Source organism: Caenimonas aquaedulcis (genome assembly GCF_015831345.1).
In the GTDB taxonomy this organism is placed as follows: domain Bacteria; phylum Pseudomonadota; class Gammaproteobacteria; order Burkholderiales; family Burkholderiaceae_C; genus Ramlibacter; species Ramlibacter aquaedulcis.
In genome coordinates this window covers 966,266-984,876 of the sequence record NZ_JADWYS010000001.1, presented here as the reverse complement: position 1 = coordinate 984,876, position 18,611 = coordinate 966,266, and the positions used below count along the sequence as shown (strand labels likewise).

22 protein-coding genes are annotated in these 18,611 nt (G+C 65.7%); 18 read left to right on the top strand and 4 right to left on the bottom strand.

What is annotated here, in order from left to right; genetic code table 11:
• The first annotated feature begins 2 nt into the window (after positions 1-2).
• The 9 genes from I5803_RS04675 (at position 3) to dnaB (ending at position 7,894) form a co-directional block, all read left to right on the top strand.
• Positions 3-275: a DUF4212 domain-containing protein gene (locus tag I5803_RS04675; protein ID WP_196985237.1), complete on the top strand. Its 273-nt coding sequence runs from the start codon at positions 3-5 to the stop codon at positions 273-275.
• Positions 268-2,355: a VC_2705 family sodium/solute symporter gene (locus I5803_RS04670; protein ID WP_196985236.1), complete on the top strand. Its 2,088-nt coding sequence runs from the start codon at positions 268-270 to the stop codon at positions 2,353-2,355. Before I5803_RS04675 ends, I5803_RS04670 begins: the two co-directional genes overlap by 8 nt.
• Before the next feature lie 102 nt (positions 2,356-2,457).
• Positions 2,458-4,155 carry an MFS transporter gene (locus I5803_RS04665; RefSeq protein ID WP_196985235.1) on the top strand — a complete coding sequence of 566 codons (1,698 nt, stop codon included), beginning with the start codon at positions 2,458-2,460 and terminating at the stop codon, positions 4,153-4,155.
• A gap of 137 nt (positions 4,156-4,292) precedes the next feature.
• Positions 4,293-4,766, top strand: coding sequence for a hypothetical protein (locus I5803_RS04660; protein ID WP_196985234.1), 474 nt, complete (start codon positions 4,293-4,295; stop codon positions 4,764-4,766).
• A 106-nt stretch (positions 4,767-4,872) separates the two neighbouring features.
• On the top strand, positions 4,873-5,238 hold the full coding sequence (rpsF, locus tag I5803_RS04655) for a 30S ribosomal protein S6 (RefSeq protein ID WP_196985233.1): 366 nt from the start codon (positions 4,873-4,875) through the stop codon (positions 5,236-5,238).
• A gap of 28 nt (positions 5,239-5,266) precedes the next feature.
• Positions 5,267-5,554 carry a primosomal replication protein N gene (gene priB / locus I5803_RS04650; protein WP_196985232.1) on the top strand — a complete coding sequence of 96 codons (288 nt, stop codon included), beginning with the start codon at positions 5,267-5,269 and terminating at the stop codon, positions 5,552-5,554.
• A 15-nt stretch (positions 5,555-5,569) separates the two neighbouring features.
• A complete protein-coding gene (rpsR, locus tag I5803_RS04645) occupies positions 5,570-5,851 on the top strand; it encodes a 30S ribosomal protein S18 (RefSeq protein ID WP_141512932.1) in 282 nt (93 codons plus the stop codon).
• A gap of 12 nt (positions 5,852-5,863) precedes the next feature.
• Positions 5,864-6,316, top strand: coding sequence for a 50S ribosomal protein L9 (rplI, locus tag I5803_RS04640; protein WP_196985231.1), 453 nt, complete (start codon positions 5,864-5,866; stop codon positions 6,314-6,316).
• Between the two features lie 177 nt (positions 6,317-6,493).
• The gene (gene dnaB, locus I5803_RS04635) at positions 6,494-7,894 is read left to right on the top strand and encodes a replicative DNA helicase (protein WP_196985230.1); all 1,401 of its coding nucleotides are present in this window, start codon (positions 6,494-6,496) and stop codon (positions 7,892-7,894) included.
• On the opposite strand, the gene I5803_RS04630 is transcribed toward dnaB, so the two are convergent.
• From I5803_RS04630 to I5803_RS04620, 3 genes are all read right to left on the bottom strand, one after another.
• Positions 7,891-9,576, bottom strand: a complete 1,686-nt coding sequence (locus I5803_RS04630) for a PhoH family protein (protein WP_196985229.1) — start codon at positions 9,574-9,576, stop codon at positions 7,891-7,893. The two genes, dnaB and I5803_RS04630, sit on opposite strands and share 4 nt — an antisense overlap.
• Before the next feature lie 200 nt (positions 9,577-9,776).
• Positions 9,777-10,253, bottom strand: a complete 477-nt coding sequence (locus I5803_RS04625) for a peroxiredoxin (RefSeq protein ID WP_196985228.1) — start codon at positions 10,251-10,253, stop codon at positions 9,777-9,779.
• Between the two features lie 108 nt (positions 10,254-10,361).
• Positions 10,362-10,739, bottom strand: coding sequence for an Mth938-like domain-containing protein (locus tag I5803_RS04620; RefSeq protein ID WP_196985227.1), 378 nt, complete (start codon positions 10,737-10,739; stop codon positions 10,362-10,364).
• A 100-nt stretch (positions 10,740-10,839) separates the two neighbouring features.
• On the opposite strand from I5803_RS04620, the gene I5803_RS04615 reads away from it, so the two are divergent.
• The 9 genes from I5803_RS04615 to moaE are packed head-to-tail and all read left to right on the top strand — an operon-like array spanning position 10,840 to position 18,044.
• Positions 10,840-12,066, top strand: coding sequence for a pyridoxal phosphate-dependent aminotransferase (locus I5803_RS04615; RefSeq protein WP_196985226.1), 1,227 nt, complete (start codon positions 10,840-10,842; stop codon positions 12,064-12,066).
• Complete coding sequence (locus I5803_RS04610; protein ID WP_196985225.1) at positions 12,063-13,385, top strand: homoserine dehydrogenase; 1,323 nt, start codon at positions 12,063-12,065, stop codon at positions 13,383-13,385. Before I5803_RS04615 ends, I5803_RS04610 begins: the two co-directional genes overlap by 4 nt.
• A 49-nt stretch (positions 13,386-13,434) precedes the next feature.
• Positions 13,435-13,698, top strand: coding sequence for a type II toxin-antitoxin system Phd/YefM family antitoxin (locus I5803_RS04605; RefSeq protein ID WP_196985224.1), 264 nt, complete (start codon positions 13,435-13,437; stop codon positions 13,696-13,698).
• Positions 13,699-14,127 (top strand): type II toxin-antitoxin system VapC family toxin, encoded by a 429-nt coding sequence (locus I5803_RS04600; RefSeq protein WP_196985223.1) that lies wholly within the window; start codon positions 13,699-13,701, stop codon positions 14,125-14,127. It abuts the gene before it with no gap.
• Positions 14,128-14,142: 15 nt separating this feature from the next.
• Complete coding sequence (gene thrC / locus I5803_RS04595; RefSeq protein ID WP_196985222.1) at positions 14,143-15,549, top strand: threonine synthase; 1,407 nt, start codon at positions 14,143-14,145, stop codon at positions 15,547-15,549.
• 9 nt (positions 15,550-15,558) lie between these two features.
• Positions 15,559-16,092: a molybdopterin-guanine dinucleotide biosynthesis protein B gene (gene mobB, locus I5803_RS04590; RefSeq protein WP_196985221.1), complete on the top strand. Its 534-nt coding sequence runs from the start codon at positions 15,559-15,561 to the stop codon at positions 16,090-16,092.
• A complete protein-coding gene (locus I5803_RS04585) occupies positions 16,089-17,318 on the top strand; it encodes a molybdopterin molybdotransferase MoeA (protein WP_354001621.1) in 1,230 nt (409 codons plus the stop codon). The genes mobB and I5803_RS04585 overlap by 4 nt, the downstream gene beginning before the upstream one ends.
• Complete coding sequence (locus tag I5803_RS04580) at positions 17,315-17,566, top strand: MoaD/ThiS family protein (protein ID WP_196985220.1); 252 nt, start codon at positions 17,315-17,317, stop codon at positions 17,564-17,566. The genes I5803_RS04585 and I5803_RS04580 overlap by 4 nt, the downstream gene beginning before the upstream one ends.
• Position 17,567: 1 nt before the next feature.
• Positions 17,568-18,044 (top strand): molybdopterin synthase catalytic subunit MoaE, encoded by a 477-nt coding sequence (moaE, locus tag I5803_RS04575; RefSeq protein WP_196985219.1) that lies wholly within the window; start codon positions 17,568-17,570, stop codon positions 18,042-18,044.
• On the opposite strand, the gene I5803_RS04570 is transcribed toward moaE, so the two are convergent.
• The gene (locus tag I5803_RS04570; RefSeq protein ID WP_354001620.1) at positions 18,045-18,545 is read right to left on the bottom strand and encodes a MarR family winged helix-turn-helix transcriptional regulator; all 501 of its coding nucleotides are present in this window, start codon (positions 18,543-18,545) and stop codon (positions 18,045-18,047) included. It abuts the gene before it with no gap.
• Positions 18,546-18,611 lie beyond the last annotated feature (66 nt).

The following is an 18,611-nucleotide window of genomic DNA, read 5'->3' as shown; positions in this document are numbered from 1 at the left end:
CGATGGGCGACCCCGAGGTACAGGAAAAGCACGACCCCCGCGTCCTTGCGCTGAAGGCCGGCCTGCTGCTCCTTTGGGCGTTGGTGGCCTTCGGCTTCCCCTTCTTCGCGCGCGACCTGCAGTTCGTCGTCGCGGGCTGGCCCTTCGAATACTGGATGGCGGCGCAGGGCGCGGTGCTGGTCTTCCTGGCCATCATCGTCCTCTACGCGGCGGTGATGAAGCGGCTCGCGCCGCAGGACGCCGAACTGCCCGGCGACGGGGCCGTCGATGGCTGACTCCGCCTTCTACCAGGCCTACAAACGCCGCCTGCATCGCACCGTCGGCGTCTACGTGGTGTGCCTGCTGGCGTTCCTGCTGCTGATGGGGTGGGCGGAGCGTCGGGGCCTCTCGCGTTTCTGGATCGGCCCCATCTTCATGTTCGCGTCGGTGATGATGTACGCGGCCATCGGCATCTACGGCCGCACGACCGATCCCGACGAGTACTACGTTGCCGGCCGCCGGATCCCGGCGATGTACAACGGCATGGCAGCGGCGGCGGACTGGATGAGCGCGGCTTCGTTCATCAGCATGGCGGGCGGGCTGTACCTGCAGGGATTCGCCGGCACCGAAGCGCAGGCGGGCGGCCTCGCGTACGTGCTCGGATGGACGGGGGGCTTTTGCCTGGTCGCGCTGCTGATCGCGCCGCACCTGCGCAAGCTCAATCTCTACACGGTCCCGGACTATTTCAGCGTGCGCTTCGGCGGGCGCTGGCCGCGCGTCATCGCGGCCTTCGCGGCGATGCTGTGCTCCTTCACCTACGTCGTCGCGCAGATCTATGGCATCGGCCTCATCGCCTCGCGCCTCACCGGCGTGCAGTTCGAGATCGGCATCCTGCTCGGGCTCGGGGGCGTCCTCCTGTGCTCCTTCCTCGGCGGCATGCGCGCGATCACATGGACGCAGGTGGCCCAGTACATCATCCTGCTGCTGGCCTTCCTGATCCCGGTGTCCTGGCTGGCATACAAGCAACTCGGAAATCCGGCAGCGCCGGTCGTCTACGGGACGCAGTTGCAGAAGATCTCCGAGCTCGAGCGCAAGCTCATGGACGATCCGGCGGAAAAGCAGGTGGCGGCCGTTTTCCAGAAGCAGGCGAAGGAATACGAGGAGCGTTTGCGCGATGTCGAGGGGGCGCTGCGACGGGAGCGCGCCGCGGCGCAGGAACGCATCCGCTCCCTCAAGGCGCAGGGCGCGGATTCCGCGCTGATCGTGCGGGCCAACCGCGAGCTGGCATCCATGCCGCAGGACGCGGCGACGGCGCGCGACCGCTGGGTGCGCGCGATGAACGAGAACTACGAACGCGCGAAGCCGCTGGGGGGACTTCCGCCGCACAGCCAGCCCTTCATGGGCGATCCCGAGGGGACGCCGCAGGAGCAGGATGCCTTCACGCTCTCGCGCCGCAATTTCCTGGCACTCATGTTCTGCCTGATGGTGGGAACGGCCGGCCTGCCGCATCTGCTGACACGCTACTACACGACACCGACGGTGGCGGAGGCGCGCTCGTCGGTGGCGTGGTCGATCTTCTTCATCGCGCTCGTCTACCTGAGCGCCCCGGCGCTCGCGGTGCTGGTCAAGTTCGAGGTGATGAACAACCTGGTCGGAAGCAGCTTCGACGCGCTGCCCCCATGGATCGCGCAATGGGCGAAGGTCGACCCGAGCATCATCTCCGTCGCCGACGTCAACGGGGACCGCATCCTCCAGTGGGGCGAGATCCGCCTGGGTGCCGACATGATCATGCTCGCCACGCCCGAGCTCGGCGGATTGCCCTATGTGATCTCGGGCCTCGTCGCGGCCGGCGGGCTGGCAGCAGCGCTTTCCACCGCGGACGGGCTGCTGCTCACGATCAGCAACGCCATGGTGCGCGACGTGTATTCGCACGAGATCAACCACCGCGTCACGCCGGAAGAGCGGGTGATCCTCTCGAAATTCGCGTTGCTCGCGGTGGCGCTGGTCGCCGCGGCCGTCGCTTCGCTCAAGCCCGCGGAGATCCTGCCGCTCGTCGCGGCCTCGTTTTCACTCGCGGCCTCCGCCTTCGTGCCCGTGATGGTGCTCGGCATCTTCTGGCCCGGCACCACGCGAAAGGGCGCTGTCGCCGGCATGCTGTGCGGCCTGGGCGTCACCGTGTACTACATGCTCGTCAACGCACCGCCGGTGCGCGCCTTCTTCGCCATGGGTCCCGGGCAGGACCTCTGGTTCGGCATCCAGCCGATCTCCGCGGCGGTGTTCGGCGTTCCGCTCGGCTTCGCCGCAGCGGCCGTCACCAGCGCGCTCACGCGCGTGCGCAGCCCCGGCCCCACTGTGGCGAAACCCGCACGACTCTAGGGAATACCCTGAGCGCGTTTGCCCGCAAGCGCAGCGCGCGTCAGCGTGGTGTCAGACCGGATGAGAACACTGGCCCGGCCAGAAACAACCACAGGAGACATCATGGCAACTGCGACGGCAATGAGCGGCGCCAATACGGCCGCGCCACCGATGAGCAAGGAGGAGCGAAAAGTCATCTTCGCGTCTTCGCTCGGCACCGTATTCGAGTGGTACGACTTCTACCTGTACGGCTCGCTCGCGGGCATCATCGCGGGGCAGTTCTTCTCGGGACTCGACCCCACCTCCGCGTACATCTTCGCGCTGCTGGCCTTCGCGGCAGGCTTCCTGGTACGGCCGTTCGGCGCGATCTTCTTCGGCCGGCTGGGCGACATGATCGGCCGCAAGTACACGTTCCTGGTGACCATCCTCATCATGGGCGCATCGACCTTCATCGTCGGCTTGCTGCCGGGCTACAAGGCCATCGGCATCGCGGCGCCCGTGATCCTCATCGCGTTGCGCCTGCTGCAGGGCCTGGCGCTCGGCGGTGAATACGGCGGCGCCGCCACTTATGTGGCCGAACACGCGCCGCGCGGCAAACGGGGCGCGTACACGTCGTGGATCCAGACGACCGCGACGCTCGGCCTGTTCCTGTCGCTGTTGGTGATCCTGGGCGTGCGCGAAGCCATGGGCACGAAGGACTTCAACGACTGGGGCTGGCGCATCCCGTTCCTCGTCTCCATCGTCCTGCTGGGCGTGTCGGTGTGGATCCGCCTGAGCCTGGCCGAGTCGCCCGCCTTCCAGAAGATGAAGGCCGAGGGCAAGACGTCCAAGGCGCCGCTGGCCGAATCCTTCGGCGAATGGCGCAACCTGAAGATCGTGATCCTGGCGCTGCTCGGCCTGACCGCCGGCCAGGCCGTCGTCTGGTACTGCGGCCAGTTCTACGCGCTGTTCTTCATGACGACGATCGCCAAGGTGGACGTCACGACGGCCAACCTGTTCATCGCGGCATCGCTCCTGATCGGCACGCCGTTCTTCGTGATCTTCGGGACGCTTTCGGACAAGATCGGCCGCAAACCGATCATCATGGCCGGCTGCCTGATCGCGGCGCTCACGTATTTCAGCGTGTTCCCGATGATCCTGAAGTACGCCAATCCGGCCCTGCTGCAGGCGCAGCAGACGGCCAAGGTGACCGTGACCGCCGATCCGGCCCAGTGCTCGTTCCAGGGCAGCCCGATCGCGCGTGAAATCGACTTCACCTCGTCCTGCGACATCGCCAAGCGCACGCTGACCACCTCCTACATCCCGTACGAGAACAAGGCAGGCGCACCGGGTTCGCCGGCGACCGTGACCATCGGCGACAAGGTCATGCCCGCCCCGACCGCCACGCTCAATGCGGAGCGCCACGGCTTCTCTCCGGAGAGCGGCAAGGCCATCGCGGACTTCAAGAAGGCGGTGGGGGATTCGGCGAAGGCCGCCGGCCTCACCACCGTGGCCTCGCCCGACAAGATGAACAAGGGCATGGTGCTGCTGCTCCTCGTCTTCCTCGTGATCCTGGTGACGATGGTCTACGGCCCGATCGCGGCCATGCTGGTCGAGCTGTTCCCGACGCGCATCCGCTACACGTCCATGAGCCTGCCCTACCACGTGGGCAATGGCTGGTTCGGCGGGCTGTTGCCGACGACGGCGTTCGCCATGGTGGCGGCGACGGGCGACATCTACTACGGCCTCTGGTACCCGGTGATCGTCGCGACCATGACCTTCATCATCGGCACGCTCTTCATCAAGGAAACGAAGGACGTCGATATCTACGCGCGCGACTGATTTCGCCCCCGTAGCTTGCTGGAAAGGGCCCGCTGGAGCAGCGGGCCCTTTTTTTTGTAAATGCTCTGGATAAACCCGGATGCGACGCGCGGGCCGCGCGAGCAAGCTGCGGGCGTAGTCAGCAAGGGGAGTTCCACATGCTCATGGTCAAGACGGAGGCAGGCCACAGGGTCATGAAGGACCGGTCCGTGCCGCTCACGCCACGGCAGCGGTCCGCATTCATCCTGTTCGACGGCAAGCGCACGCTCGAGGACATCCTGAAGGCCACGGCCCCCGTGGGCGTGTCGCGCGAGGACATCGACAAGCTGGTCGAACTGGGGCTGCTGGTGGACGCGGCGCCGCAGGAGACCGCCGCCGAAGCGGATGCCGCGAGCGCCCAGGCCGCGGCGGCGGAGCAGCACAAGCGCCGGACACCCCAGGAACGTTATGCCGAGGCCTATCCGATCGCCACCAGGCTCACGGCTGCGCTGGGGCTGCGCGGCTTCCGGCTGAACCTGGCCGTGGAAGGGGCTACCAGCTACGAGCAACTGCTGGAAGTCGCCCCGCGCATCCGGGATGCTGTCGGACCCGAAAAGTACCAGCCGCTGGACAACGCCCTGAACGACCGCTGAGCCGGCTCCATGGCAGGGCAGGGCGCGCCTTGCTATAATCATGGGCTTTCCCCTTGCTACACCGCCAGACAGACGCTGCGGGTAGCTTCAATCCACAAGGAGTCTTATGCGTCACTATGAAATCATCTTGCTGATCCATCCGGATCAGAGCGAACAGGTTCCGGCCATGCTGGAGCGCTACAAGGGCATGATCACCGCCGGCGGCGGCAAGGTGCACCGCGTGGAAGACTGGGGCCGCCGCCAGCTGGCCTACCAGATCAACAAGCTCGCCAAGGCCCATTACCTGTGCGTGAACATCGAAGCCGACCAGCCCGTCATGGCTGAGCTGGAGCACGCGTTCCGCTTCAACGACGCCGTCCTGCGCCACCTCACCGTGGTTCGCAAGAAGGCCGATACCGGCCCGTCGTCGATGATGAAGACCGTCGAGCGCGAAGAGGCCCGCAAGGCCCAGCAGGCGGAGTACCAGTCGTAAGCTGCCGCAAGGCGCGGATCGACAGGGAGTGAACCAGATCGTCCTGAGTGCCCGTATCGCCGAAGCTTCGGCCCTGCGATACACCCCGGCTGGATTGCCCGCCCTGGATTTGAGGCTCGAACACGAGTCCGAACTCATGGAAGCAGGCCAGGCCCGGCAGGTGAAGGCGGCGATCAAGGCGGTGGCTTTTGGCGCAGTAGCCGAGACGATGGTCCGGCAGCCCATCGGCAGCCCCTGGAGGTTCACGGGATTCCTGGCGACACCGCGCAACGGCAAGCATCCGGTGCTCCACATCCAGTCATTTCAGCAAGATTAATTTTTAGAGGTCCACATGGCCACGTTCAAGAAATTCAACAAGGACAAGCGTCCGAAGCGCAACACCCAGTCGCTGCTGTTCAAGCGCAAGCGCTTTTGCCGCTTCACCGTCGCCGGCGTCGAGGAAATCGACTACAAGGACGTCGACACCCTGCGCGACTTCATCGCCGAAAACGGCAAGATCATCCCCGCCCGCCTGACCGGCACGCGCGCGATCTACCAGCGCCAACTCAACACCGCCATCAAGCGTGCCCGCTTCCTGGCCCTGGTCCCGTACACGGACCAGCACCGCATCTAAGGAGCGAAGCACATGCAAATCATTCTGCTCGAGAAGGTTCCGAACGTCGGCGAACTCGGCGAGATCGCCAAGGTCAAGGACGGCTACGCCCGCAACTTCCTGATCCCGCAAGGCCGCGCACGCCGCGCGACTGCTGCCAACAAGGCCGAATTCGAGGCCAGGCGCGCCGAGCTCGAAAAGGCTGCGGCCGCCAAGCTCGCGGAATCGCAGGCCCAGGGCGAAAAGCTCGGCGGCACGACCGTCAAGCTGACGCAAAAGGCGGGTGTGGACGGCCGCCTGTTCGGCTCCGTCACCAACTACGACATCGCCGAAGAGCTGAACAAGCAAGGCTACAAGGTCGCGAAGGCCCAGGTGCGCATGCCCAACGGCCCGATCAAGACCGTCGGCGACAGCACTGTCAGCGTGCAGCTGCACACGGACGTGGTGGTGGACATTACTGTCACGGTGTACGGCGAAACGGCATAAGCCGCCTCGTCTGAGCCTCCACCCAAACGCCGCCTTCGGGCGGCGTTTTCTTTTCCAGTGGCTATACACGGATAAGCACCACTTATCCACATACCTCTCCACACAGTTGCGCACCGCGCGCTTTGACCGTCCCCGGCGCGCCGCGTAGCATCTCCCATCGCCTCCGCACCCTTCACGATGTCCGCAGTACTTTCTTCCCTCGACGACGACTTTTCGCGCGACCACCAGGTCGCCCAGCTGCGGGTCCCGCCGCACTCCATCGAGGCGGAATCGAGCGTGCTCGGGGGCCTGTTGCTCGACAACGGCGCCTGGGATCGCGTGGGCGACCTGCTGACCGACGGTGACTTCTACCGGTACGAGCATCGCCTGATTTACGGCGTCGTCGGCACGCTGATCAATGCCACGAAGCCCGCAGACGTCATCACCGTCTACGAACAGCTGCAGGGGCTCGGCAAGGCCGATGAAATCGGGGGCCTCGCATACCTCAACTCGCTCGCGCAGTACGTGCCGAGCGCCAGCAACATCCGCCGTTACGCGGAGATCGTGCGCGAGCGCTCGATCCTGCGCAAGCTCGTGAGCGCGAGCGATGAAATCGCCACCGCGGCCTTCAACACGCAAGGCAAGGCCGTCGACAAGATCCTGGACGAAGCCGAGCAGAAGATCTTCAACATCGGCGAGGAAGGCTCGCGGATGAAGCAGGGCTTCCAGGGCATGGACAGCCTGGTCGTGCAGCTGCTCGATCGCGTGCAGGAGATGGCGGACAACCCGAACGACATCACGGGCGTGCCCACCGGCTTCTACGATCTCGACCGCATGACTTCCGGCATGCAGGCGGGCGACATGATCGTGCTCGCGGCGCGGCCTTCGATGGGCAAGACGGCGCTTGCGATCAACATCGCCGAGCACGTCGCACTGAACGAGGGCCTGCCCGTCGCCGTGTTCTCCATGGAAATGGGCGCTTCGCAACTCGCGGTGCGTATCGTCGGCTCGATCGGCCGTATCGACCAGATGCACCTGCGTACCGGCAAGCTCACGGACTCCGAGTGGCCGCGGCTCACCGAGGCGATCGAGAAGCTGCGCAACATCTCGCTGCACATCGACGAGACACCCGGCCTCACGACGAGCGAGCTGCGCGCCAATGCGCGCCGCCTCTCGCGCCAGTGCGGCAAGCTCGGCCTGATCGTGGTCGACTACCTGCAGCTCATGAGCACCTCGGCCAGCATGAACGACGAGAACCGCGCCACGGCCGTCGGTGAAATCTCGCGCGGCCTGAAGATGCTCGCCAAGGAACTGCAGTGTCCCGTGATCGCGCTGTCTCAGCTGTCGCGCGGCGTGGAGTCGCGTACCGACAAACGGCCCATGATGAGCGACCTGCGCGAATCGGGGGCGATCGAGCAGGACGCGGACGTGATCATGTTCATCTACCGCGACGACTACTACAACAAGGACTCCAAGGAGCCCGGCGTCGCCGAGATCATCATCAGCAAGCAGCGAAACGGCCCCACCGGGACCGTCAAGCTCGCTTTCATGAAGGAAATGACGCGCTTCGAATCGCTCGCGTCAGGCAACGATTTCTAGAGCACTTCGCTCGCGAAGTCCGCGAGCCTCGACCTCTCGCCGCGCGCCAGGGTGATGTGCCCGCTGTGCGGCCAGCCTTTGAACTTGTCCACCGCGAAGGTGAGGCCCGACGAGCCCTCGGTGAGGTAGGGTGTGTCGATCTGGGCGAGGTTGCCCATGCAGATGATCTTGGTGCCCGGGCCCGCGCGCGTGATCAGCGTCTTCATCTGCTTGGGCGTCAGGTTCTGCGCCTCGTCGATGATCACGTACTTGTTCAGGAACGTGCGGCCGCGCATGAAGTTCATGCTCTTGATCTTGATGCGGCTGCGGATCAGCTCGTTCGTTGCGGCACGTCCCCATTCGCCGGCGCTGGTCTCGGTCTTGGCAAGCACCTCGAGGTTGTCGTCGAGCGCGCCCATCCACGGGCCCATCTTTTCTTCTTCCGTCCCGGGCAGGAAGCCGATGTCCTCGCCCACGCTCACCGTCGCGCGGGTCATGATGATCTCGGTGTAGCGGCGGTCGTCCAGCACCTGCGTGAGGCCGGACGCGAGCGCCATCAGTGTCTTGCCGGTGCCGGCCGTGCCGGTCAGCGTCACGAAGTCGATTTCCGGGTCCATCAGCAGGTTCATCGCGAAGTTCTGCTCGCGGTTGCGCGTCGTCACGCCCCACACGGAGTTCTTCAGGTGGCCGTAGTCCTTCAGCGTCTTGAGCACCGCGGTCTTCGCGCGGATTTCGGTGACGCGCGCGTACAGGCTCGGCTCGCCGGGCGACTCGAAGTACACGAACTGGTTGATCAACAGGCTCGGCACGATGGGTCCGGTGATCCGGTAGAACGTGTGCTGTCCGCTCTGCCAGCTCTCGATCGTCTTGCCGTGCTTGGTCCAGAAGTCCGGGGGCAGGGCAAGGGCGCCCGAATAGAGCAGGTCGAGGTCGTCGAGCGTCTTGTCGTTCTGGTAGTCGTCGGTCGCGAGACCCAGCGCGCGGGCCTTGACCCGCATGTTGATGTCCTTGGACACCAGCACGACCTCGCGCGGCGCACGCTCTTCCCGCAGGGCCTGCACCACGCCCAGGATCTGGTTGTCCGCCTTGCCCTGCGGCAGCCCCAAGGGCAGCTGGCTGGCGAGCGGCTTGGTCTGGAAGAAGAGGCAGCCGCCGGCTTCCCGGTGCCCCGTGGTGTCCAGCTTCAGGCCGCTCGCGATGTCCGCGCCCTGTGCCCCCGCGAGCGCGTCGAGCGTACGGCTGGCCTGACGCGCATTGCGCGCGACCTCCGTCATGCCCTTCTTGTGGCCGTCCAGTTCTTCCAGGACGATCATGGGAAGGAAGATGTCGTGTTCCTCGAAGCGGAACAGGCTCATTGGGTCGTGCATCAGCACGTTGGTGTCGAGCACGAACAGCTTTTTCGGACCGGTGGATTTCGGCTTGCGGGCCGGCTTGGGAGCGGGTTCCGACCGGCGTTTGGAGGGGTGGACCGGCTCCCCATGCTCGAGGTCGGCGTCCGCGGGTGCCTTGAACGCTTCCGGATGTGCTTCACCGCCGCCCGAGCGGGGATCGAAATCCATGGCCTGCGGCTTCTCAGGCAGCGGGCTGTCGAGCGCCGTGACCTCCGATTTTCGCGAAGCCTTGTGCAGGGAGCGGGCCGGGGCGTCGTATGCGTCCGGGGCAAGCATGGCGGCGCGCTTGGTGGGGGCGGGAGGCAGGGGCATAAGGTAGGTGATTCCCGGAGAAGAAAGGCAAAAAGAGAGACGAAAAGCGGTTCAAAAAGCGAAAAAGCCGCCTGGCGAGCCCGGCGGCTTTGTCTGCGTTTGCGGTGATGGCGCTGGGCGCCAGGGTCAACGGCATGAATTCATTATGCACAGAAGGTGTCGCCCTTCAACCCGCCACCCGCGCATGTTGCTACAAAACGTCAGGCAGCCTTCTTGAGGAGCTTGACGGCCTTCAGCACTTCGTCGACGTGGCCGGGCACCTTCAGGCCGCGCCATTCCTGCTTCAGCACGCCGTCCGCGCCGATGAGGAAAGTGCTGCGCTCGATGCCCTTGACCTTCTTGCCGTACATGATCTTGTTCTTGACCACGCCGAACATGTGGCACATCTTTTCCTCGGTGTCCGCGATGAGCTCGAACGGCAGCTCGAGCTTGGTCTTGAACTCGTCGTGGGACTTCATGTTGTCGCGCGACACGCCGAAGACTTCGGCGCCGGCCTTCACGAAATCCTTGTACTTGTCGCGGAACTGCATGGCTTCGGTCGTGCAGCCGGGCGTGTTGTCCTTCGGATAGAAGTACAGTACGAGCACATTGCCGTTGTGCGAGGTGTTCGTGACCTTGAGGCCGCCCGTGGCGTTTGCTTCAAATTCGGGGATGGGTTTGTTGACAACGATCGCCATGGATTTTGTTTCTCGTGTGACAGGAATGCTCGTTGCTACAGATGGGGACTGGGCGCCCCGTTGCAACCTCCAATTTTACCCTGAAACCGCTCCCGCGGGAGCGCGCCCTCACACGGGCTGTTCGACCAGCAGGGCCACCGCGACGTTGCGCCCTTCCTGAGCCAGGATGTTGTAGGTCCGGCACGCGGCCGGCGTGTCCATGGTCTCGACGCCGATCCGGCGCTCGATCAGGGGCGCCAGCCACGCCGGCCGGGGAAAGCGGATGCGCGCGCCACTGCCGAAGATCACGATCTCCGCGTCCACCTGGGCGAGCGCCGCGAAATGCCCGGGCTCCAGTGCATCGAAGCTCCCCACGGGCCAGGCGATACGCGTGCCGCCCGAACTCACGATGACGCTCGATGTGATCTTTTCCCCATCGACGCCGATCCAGCCGGGGCCGTGGCCCGTGATGGTCTGGACGGTGGATTTGTCGGGTTGCAGCTTCATGGGCGGTGCGGTCCTGGGTATTGCTGCGCTGCACTAAAAAAGAGCGGAACTGTGGTCAAATTATAGGATTCACCCTGAGAAAAACGCCTTGGAGGGGCATTTGAAAACCGTCCAGAAATCCGCGAAGCTGGCCAACGTCCTCTACGACATCCGGGGTCCCATCATGGATGCGGCCCGGCAGATGGAAGAGGAAGGGCACAAGATCATCAAGCTCAACATCGGCAACCTGGCCGTGTTCGGTTTCGATGCGCCCGAAGAGATCCAGCAGGACATGGCGCGCAACCTGCCCAACTCGGCCGGCTACTCCGACAGCAAGGGAATCTTCGCGGCCCGCAAGGCGGTCATGCACGAGACGCAGAAGCAGGGTATCAAGGGCGTCACCCTCGACGACATCTACCTCGGCAACGGCGCGAGCGAACTTATCGCCATGGCCACGAACGCGCTGTTGGACAACGGCGACGAGCTGCTGCTGCCCGCGCCCGACTATCCGCTGTGGACGGCCACCAGCACGTTGTCGGGCGGCAAACCGGTGCATTACCTCTGCGAGGAGGCGAACGGCTGGATGCCGGACCTGGACGACATCCGCCGCAAGATCACCCCGGCCACCAAAGGCATCGTGGTCATCAACCCCAACAACCCGACTGGCGCGCTGTATTCGGACGAATTGCTCCAGGGCATCGTGGACATCGCGCGCGAGCACAACCTCGTGATCTTTGCGGACGAGGTCTACGACAAGGTCCTCTACGACGGCGCGAAGCACACCGCGATCGCCAGCCTGTCCGAAGACGTGCTGACCCTCACCTTCAACTCGCTGTCCAAGAGCTACCGCTCCTGCGGCTACCGCGCGGGATGGATGGTGGTGTCCGGGGACAAGCGCAATGCCGCCGACTACATCGAGGGCCTGAACATGCTGTCGAACATGCGGCTGTGCGCGAACGTGCCCGGCCAGTGGGCGATACAGACGGCGCTCGGGGGCTACCAGAGCATCAACGAACTCGTGGCCGAAGGCGGTCGCCTGCGCCGCCAGCGCGACCTCGCCTACGAACTCATCACCGCGATCCCTGGCGTGACGTGCGTGAAGCCCTCTGCTGCGCTGTACATGTTCCCGAAGCTCGACCCGAAGGTCTACCCCATCGAGGACGACCGCCAGTTCTTCCTGGAATTGCTGCAGGAGACGCGTGTGATGCTGGTGCAGGGCACCGGCTTCAACTGGGCGACACCCGACCACTTCCGCATCGTCTTCCTGCCGCACGAAGACGACCTGCGCGAAGCCGTCAACCGCATCGCCAAATTCCTAGAAAACTACCGCAAACGTCACTCGCAATGAAAGCTATCCAGGCAGGCCTGCTCGGCATCGGAACCGTCGGCACCGGCGTCTACAACGTTCTCCAGCGCAACCAGGCGGAAATCAAGCGCCGCGCCGGCCGGGGGATCGAGATCACCATGGTGGCCGACCTCGACACGGCCCGCGCGCAGTCCCTCGTCGGCCCGGATGTGAAGGTCGTGAACGACGCACGCGCCGTCATCGCGAATCCCGACATCGACATCGTCATCGAGCTGATCGGCGGCTACGGCATCGCGCGGCAGCTGGTGATGGAGGCGATCGAGGCCGGCAAGCATGTGGTCACCGCCAACAAGGCATTGCTCGCCGTGCACGGCACCGAAATCTTCGCCGCCGCGCATCGCCGCGGCGTGATGGTCGCCTTCGAGGCGGCTGTGGCGGGCGGCATCCCGATCATCAAGGCGTTGCGCGAAGGCCTCACGGCCAACAGCATCGAGTGGATCGCCGGGATCATCAACGGCACCACCAATTTCATCCTGTCCGAGATGCGCGACAAGGGTCTCGACTTCGACGTGGCCTTGAAGGACGCGCAGCGCCTGGGCTACGCCGAGGCGGACCCGACCTTCGACATCGAAGGCGTGGACGCCGCGCACAAGGCCACCATCATGTCGGCCATCGCATTCGGCATCCCCGTGCAGTTCGACAAGGCCTATGTCGAAGGCATCACGAAGCTGGGCGCGCAGGATATCCGCTACGCGGAACAGCTGGGCTACCGCATCAAGCTGCTGGGCATCACGAAGCGAACGTCCAAGGGCGTGGAGCTGCGCGTGCATCCGTCGCTGGTGCCCGCCAAGCGCCTCATCGCCAACGTCGAGGGTGCGATGAATGCGGTTGTAGTCCAAGGCGATGCCGTCGGCACCACCATGTACTACGGCAAGGGTGCGGGCAGCGAGCCGACGGCCAGCGCGGTGATCGCGGACCTGGTGGACATCACGCGGCTGCATACGGTGGACGCCGCGAACCGCGTGCCGCACCTGGCGTTCCAGCCGGACCAGATGAGCGATGCCGTCGTCCTGCCCATGGCGGACGTCGTGACGAGTTACTACCTGCGCCTGCGCGTGGCGGACCAGGCGGGTGTGCTCGCGCAGGTCACGGGACTGCTCGCAGGCGCGGGCATCAGCATCGACGCGATGCTGCAGAGGCAGGCACAGGAGCTCGGCGGCGCCGGTGCCACCCAGACCGACCTCATCATCCTCACGCACAACGTTCGCGAAGGCACGATGAACGAGATCCTCGCGAAAATGCAGGCCCTGCCCACGGTGCTGGCCCCTATCGTGCGCATCCGCAAAGAAGAACTTGCCTGACAATTCTGGTTAGAATGTCCATTATTCTGACCATAAGGACAACCCCACCATGGCTGCGGTCTGGCAAGTGCAAGAGGCGAAGAGCCGCCTGAGCGAACTGATGGATCGGGCCCTCGACGAGGGTCCCCAGATCATCACGCGCCATGGGAAGCCGGTCGTCAAAGTCGTGGCGGCCGACGCCCCACCGGACGCGGCGGACAGCGATGACGATTTCCTGGAGTTCCTCGTATCGATCCCGAAGTCGGGGCTAGACGAAGGCTTGCCTCGCATGCCGCGCCGCAATCGGCGCAGGCCCCTTTTCGGGGACGAGTGAATGGCTGCGCGCTGGCTGCTGGACACCTGCGTCGTTTCGGAACTGGCGAAACCCGTGCCGGACGCGCGTCTTCGCGAGTGGCTGTCGGCGCACGTGAACGGCTGCCGCCTCGCCGCCGTGACCTTGGGAGAGATCGCCTTCGGGATCGAAAGCCTGCCGCATGGCGCGCGTCGCAACGGCCTGCAGCGTTGGGCGGGTGAGCTGCAGCAGCGCTTCTCCAGCCGCACGCTGGTCACGGATGAACCGGTGTGGACGACCTTCGGGCGGCTCAAGGCATCCCTGCGCATGATCGGCCGTCCCCAGGACGACCTGGACATCCTCATGGCAGCCACGGCCACGGTCCACGGTTTGGGCCTGGTCACGCGCAACACACGCCACTTCTCTGACACGGGCGTGGCACTCATCAATCCCTGGGAGCCTGCCCATTAGGGCGGGCCTGAATCGATGCTCTACCTGTCGACGCGCGGCGATCCGGCCCGCAAGCATTTCTGCGAAATCCTGCTCGAGGGCCTGGCGCCTGATGGAGGCCTGTACCTGCCCGAGCGCTACCCGCAGGTCGACGCCGCGACGCTCGCGAAGTGGCGAACGCTTCCCTACGCGGACCTCGCCTTCGAGATCCTGTCGCTCTACATCGACGACATTCCCGCGGAGGACCTGCGCGCGATCTGCCGCAAGACGTACACCGAGGAAGTCTTCGGCACGCGGGCGATCGTGCCCCTTCGCAAGCTGCACGACGGCCTGCTGCTGGAGGGCCTGTCGAACGGCCCGACGCTCGCCTTCAAGGACATGGCCATGCAGCTGCTGGGCAACCTCTTCGAGTACGAACTGGCGCGCCGCGGCGAAGAGCTCAACATCCTGGGCGCCACCTCGGGCGACACGGGCAGCGCGGCGGAGTACGCGATGCGCGGCAAGAAGGGCGTTCGCGTGTTCATGACCTCTCCGGAGGGCCGCATGAGTCCGTTCCAGCAGGCGCAGATGTTCAGCCTGCAGGACGCCAACATCCACAACATCGCCATCGCGGGCGTGTTCGACGATTGCCAGGACATCGTGAAGGCCGTGTCGAACGACCTCGATTTCAAGCGCCGCTGGCGCATCGGCACCGTCAACTCCATCAACTGGGCGCGGCTGGTCGCGCAGGTGGTGTACTACTTCGCGGGATACTTCCAGGCCCACTCGGACAAGGTCAGCTTCACCGTGCCCTCGGGCAATTTCGGCAACATCTGCGCCGGCCACGTCGCGCGCATGATGGGCCTGCCCATCGACCAGCTGGTGCTGGCCACGAACGAGAACGACGTGCTCGACGAGTTCTTCCGCACCGGCGTGTACCGGGTGCGGGCGGCGGCGGACACGCACGAGACCTCCAGTCCCTCGATGGACATCAGCAAGGCGAGCAATTTCGAGCGCTTCGTGTTCGACCTGCTGGGGCGCGACGGCGCGCGCGTGAAGTCGCTGTTCGGCGAGGAACTTCAACGCAGCGGCCGTTTCGACCTGGGCGCCGAGCCCGCATTCCGGGAAGTAAAGGCGCGTTATGGCTTCGCGAGCGGCAAGAGCACGCACGCGGACCGCATCGCGACGATCCGCAGCGTGTCCGAACGTTCGGGCACGGTCATCGACACCCACACCGCCGACGGCGTCAAGGTGGCCCGCGAACATGTCCGCCCCGGCATCCCCATGATCGTCCTGGAGACCGCGCTGCCCATCAAGTTCGCGCAGAGCATCGTCGAAGCCCTGGGCCGCGAGCCCGAACGGCCCGCGAAATTCAATGGCATCGAAGCCCTGCCGCGCCGGGTCACCGTGATGCCCGCGGACGCGGAAGCGGTCAAGGCCTTCATCGTCCGGCACTGCGCCTGAAAGGCCGGCATGAAGGCCATCGGCTTCGCGGGATTTTCCGGGTCTGGCAAGACCACGCTGGTCGAGCGACTGATCCCGGCGCTCAAGCTGCGCGGGTTGCGCGTGTCGGTGGTCAAGCATGCGCACCACAAGTTCGACATCGACCATCCCGGCAAGGACACGTGGCGCCATCGCGAAGCCGGCGCCTTCGAAGTGGTCGTGGCCTCGGACAGGCGCCTCGCGCTGATGCGTGAATTCGAGCGGCCGGCGCAACTCTCCGTGCATCACCTCATCGCCGAGCTGTACGAGGGCGTCGACTGGGTCCTGGTCGAAGGCTTCAAGGAGAGCAACCTGCCCAAGATCGAGGTCTGGCGTGCCGCGAGCGGCCAGCCGGTGCTCTATGACGACGACGACTTCGTCGTCGCCATCGCAACGGACTCGCCCGGTGCGATGCCGCAGGCCACCCTGAGGCCGGTGCTGGATTTGAACGACGCCGATGCGGTGGCCGACTGGCTCGTCGAGAATCAGGACCGGTTCGACTACCAGTCCGGGATGTACACGTGAACGCACCTCGCCCTGCATTGCGCCCGCTGGACGATGCGCTGGCGGAATTGCTGGCGCATGCGCGCGTGCTCGAGGACACGCAGCAGGTGGCCACCTTCGACGCCGAGGGCCGTGTGCTGGCGGCGGACCTCGTGTCTGCCTTGCAGGTGCCCCCGCAGGACAACAGTTCGATGGACGGCTATGCGGTACGCTGCGCGGACGTGGGCGACGCAGGCGTCGTGCTCCCCGTGAGCCAGCGCATCCCGGCCGGCGCGCCGGCGCAGCCGCTGTCCGCCGGCAGCGCAGCACGCATTTTCACGGGCGCCTCGATTCCCCCGGGCGCGGACGCGGTGGTCATGCAGGAAGACACCGAGCCGGCGGGCGAGGGCGCCGTCCGGATCCTGCGTGTTCCGGCCATGGCCCAGTGGATCCGGCGCAGCGGCGAAGACGTGCGCCTCGGTGCCGTGGTGCTGGCGCGCGGTGAAAGGCTCTCGGCGGCAGCGGTCGGCCTGGCGGCGAGCATCGGCATGGCCGAACTGCAGGTGGCGCGCCGCCCGCGTGTCGCGCTCTTTTCCACGGGCGATGAGTTGGTGATGCCCGGCGAGGTCCCGCCCGAGCGGATGAAGCCCGGCGCGATCTACAACTCGAACCGTTTCTTCCTGAGCGCGATGCTGCGCCGCCTCGGTTGCGAGGTGCGTGACTTCGGCATCGTGCCTGACCGCCGGGATGCAACGGTCGCGGCGCTGCACGACGCGTCCGCCGACAACGACCTGATCCTCACCAGCGGCGGCGTCTCCGTGGGCGAAGAGGACCACATCAAGCCGGCGGTGGAGCAACTCGGCAAGCTCGACCTCTGGCAGATCGCGATCAAGCCCGGCAAACCCTTCGCCTACGGGCAGGTGGGCGCGGCGCATTTCATGGGCCTGCCGGGCAACCCCGTGTCGAGCTTCGTCACCTTCCTGCTGCTGGTGCGCCCCTTCCTGTTGAAGCTGCAGGGTGCCACGGTGCTCGCGCCGGTGGCCTCGCAGCTGGCTGCGGATTTCGACTGGCCACGGGCCGACAAGCGCCGCGAGTTCCTGCGCGTGCGGCGCAATGCGCAAGGCACGCTGGACCTGTTCCCGAACCAGAGCTCCGGCGTGCTGACATCGGCCGCCTGGGCCGACGGCCTCGTCGACAACCCGCCCGGCCGCACCATCGCCAGGGGCGACAGGGTCTCGTTCATTCCACTCGCGGAGCTGCTTGCATGAAGCTCACGGTGAAGTACTTTGCCGCGGTGCGCGAGGCCATCGGCACCGGCGCCGAAGCGGTGGAAACTTCGGCGGCATCGCTCGGCGCGCTGCGCGACGAGCTGATTGCCCGCGGTGGTGCATATGCGTCCGCACTCGCGCGGGGCAAGTCCGTGCGGGTCGCGATCGACCAGGTGATGAGCGACGAGACCGCGCCACTGCGCGACGGCGGCGAAGTCGCGTTCTTTCCTCCCGTCACGGGTGGCTGACATGGCATCGCGCGTTTCGATCCAGCCGCAGGACTTCGACGTTTCGGACGAGATCGCTGCCCTGCGCCTCGCGGACAAACGCGTCGGCGCCGTGTGCGCCTTCGTCGGTACGGTGCGAGACCGCAACGACGGCGCCTCCGTCAGCTCGATGGAGCTGGAACACTATCCCGGCATGACGGAGAAGTCGATCGAAGCCATGATCGACGAGGCTTGCGCGCGGTTCGACGTGTACGGCGTGCGCGTGATCCATCGGGTCGGCCTGCTGCAGCCGCTCGACCAGATCGTGCTGGTCGCCGTCACCTCCGCGCATCGCGGGCAGAGCTTCCAGGCCTGCGAGTTCCTGATGGACTACCTCAAGACGCAGGCGCCGTTCTGGAAGAAGGAGCAGACGCCGGCCGGCGCGCGCTGGGTCGATGCGCGCGTCGCCGATGACGCGGCGCTGGCGCGTTGGGGAATCGCCGGCGGCAAGAACGCCTGATCAGCCGTTCTTGCGCCCCGGGGGGACGAAAGCCGCGCGCGCGTCGTCCTCGAGTTCGCCGGTGAGGAGTTGCAGCAAGGCCACGAGCTGCGCCTGCTGCTCCTTGTCCAGCGGCGCCAGCAGCCGCTTGTAGGCGCGTTCCGCGGGCTTCTGCGCCCGCGTCAGCACGGCGGCGCCTTCGGCCGTGAGCGCGACCGACACGTTGCGCTTGTTGTCGGGGGCGGGCGCCCGCGACACGAGACCGCGCGTTTCCAGCCCCCGCAGCACACGCAGCACGGTCACCTTGTCGAAACCCAGCGCGCGCGCCAGGCTGGACTGGCCCATGCCCGGGTGCGACCGCAGGATCGTGAGCACGCCGAACTGCGCCGGCGTCAGGCCGAGCTCCCGGCATTCGTCTTCGAACACCGCGGCGGAGATCTGGTGCGCGCGGCGCAGGAGGAAGCCCGGTCGCGCATAGAGGCGCGAGAGGCTGGCGGGCAGGGGGGCGGCGAGGGCGGTCACGGTCGTTCGCGGTCTAGGGAATCCATGGATTGTGCCTTCCCGGCCGGCCGGGATAATGGTTAGCAT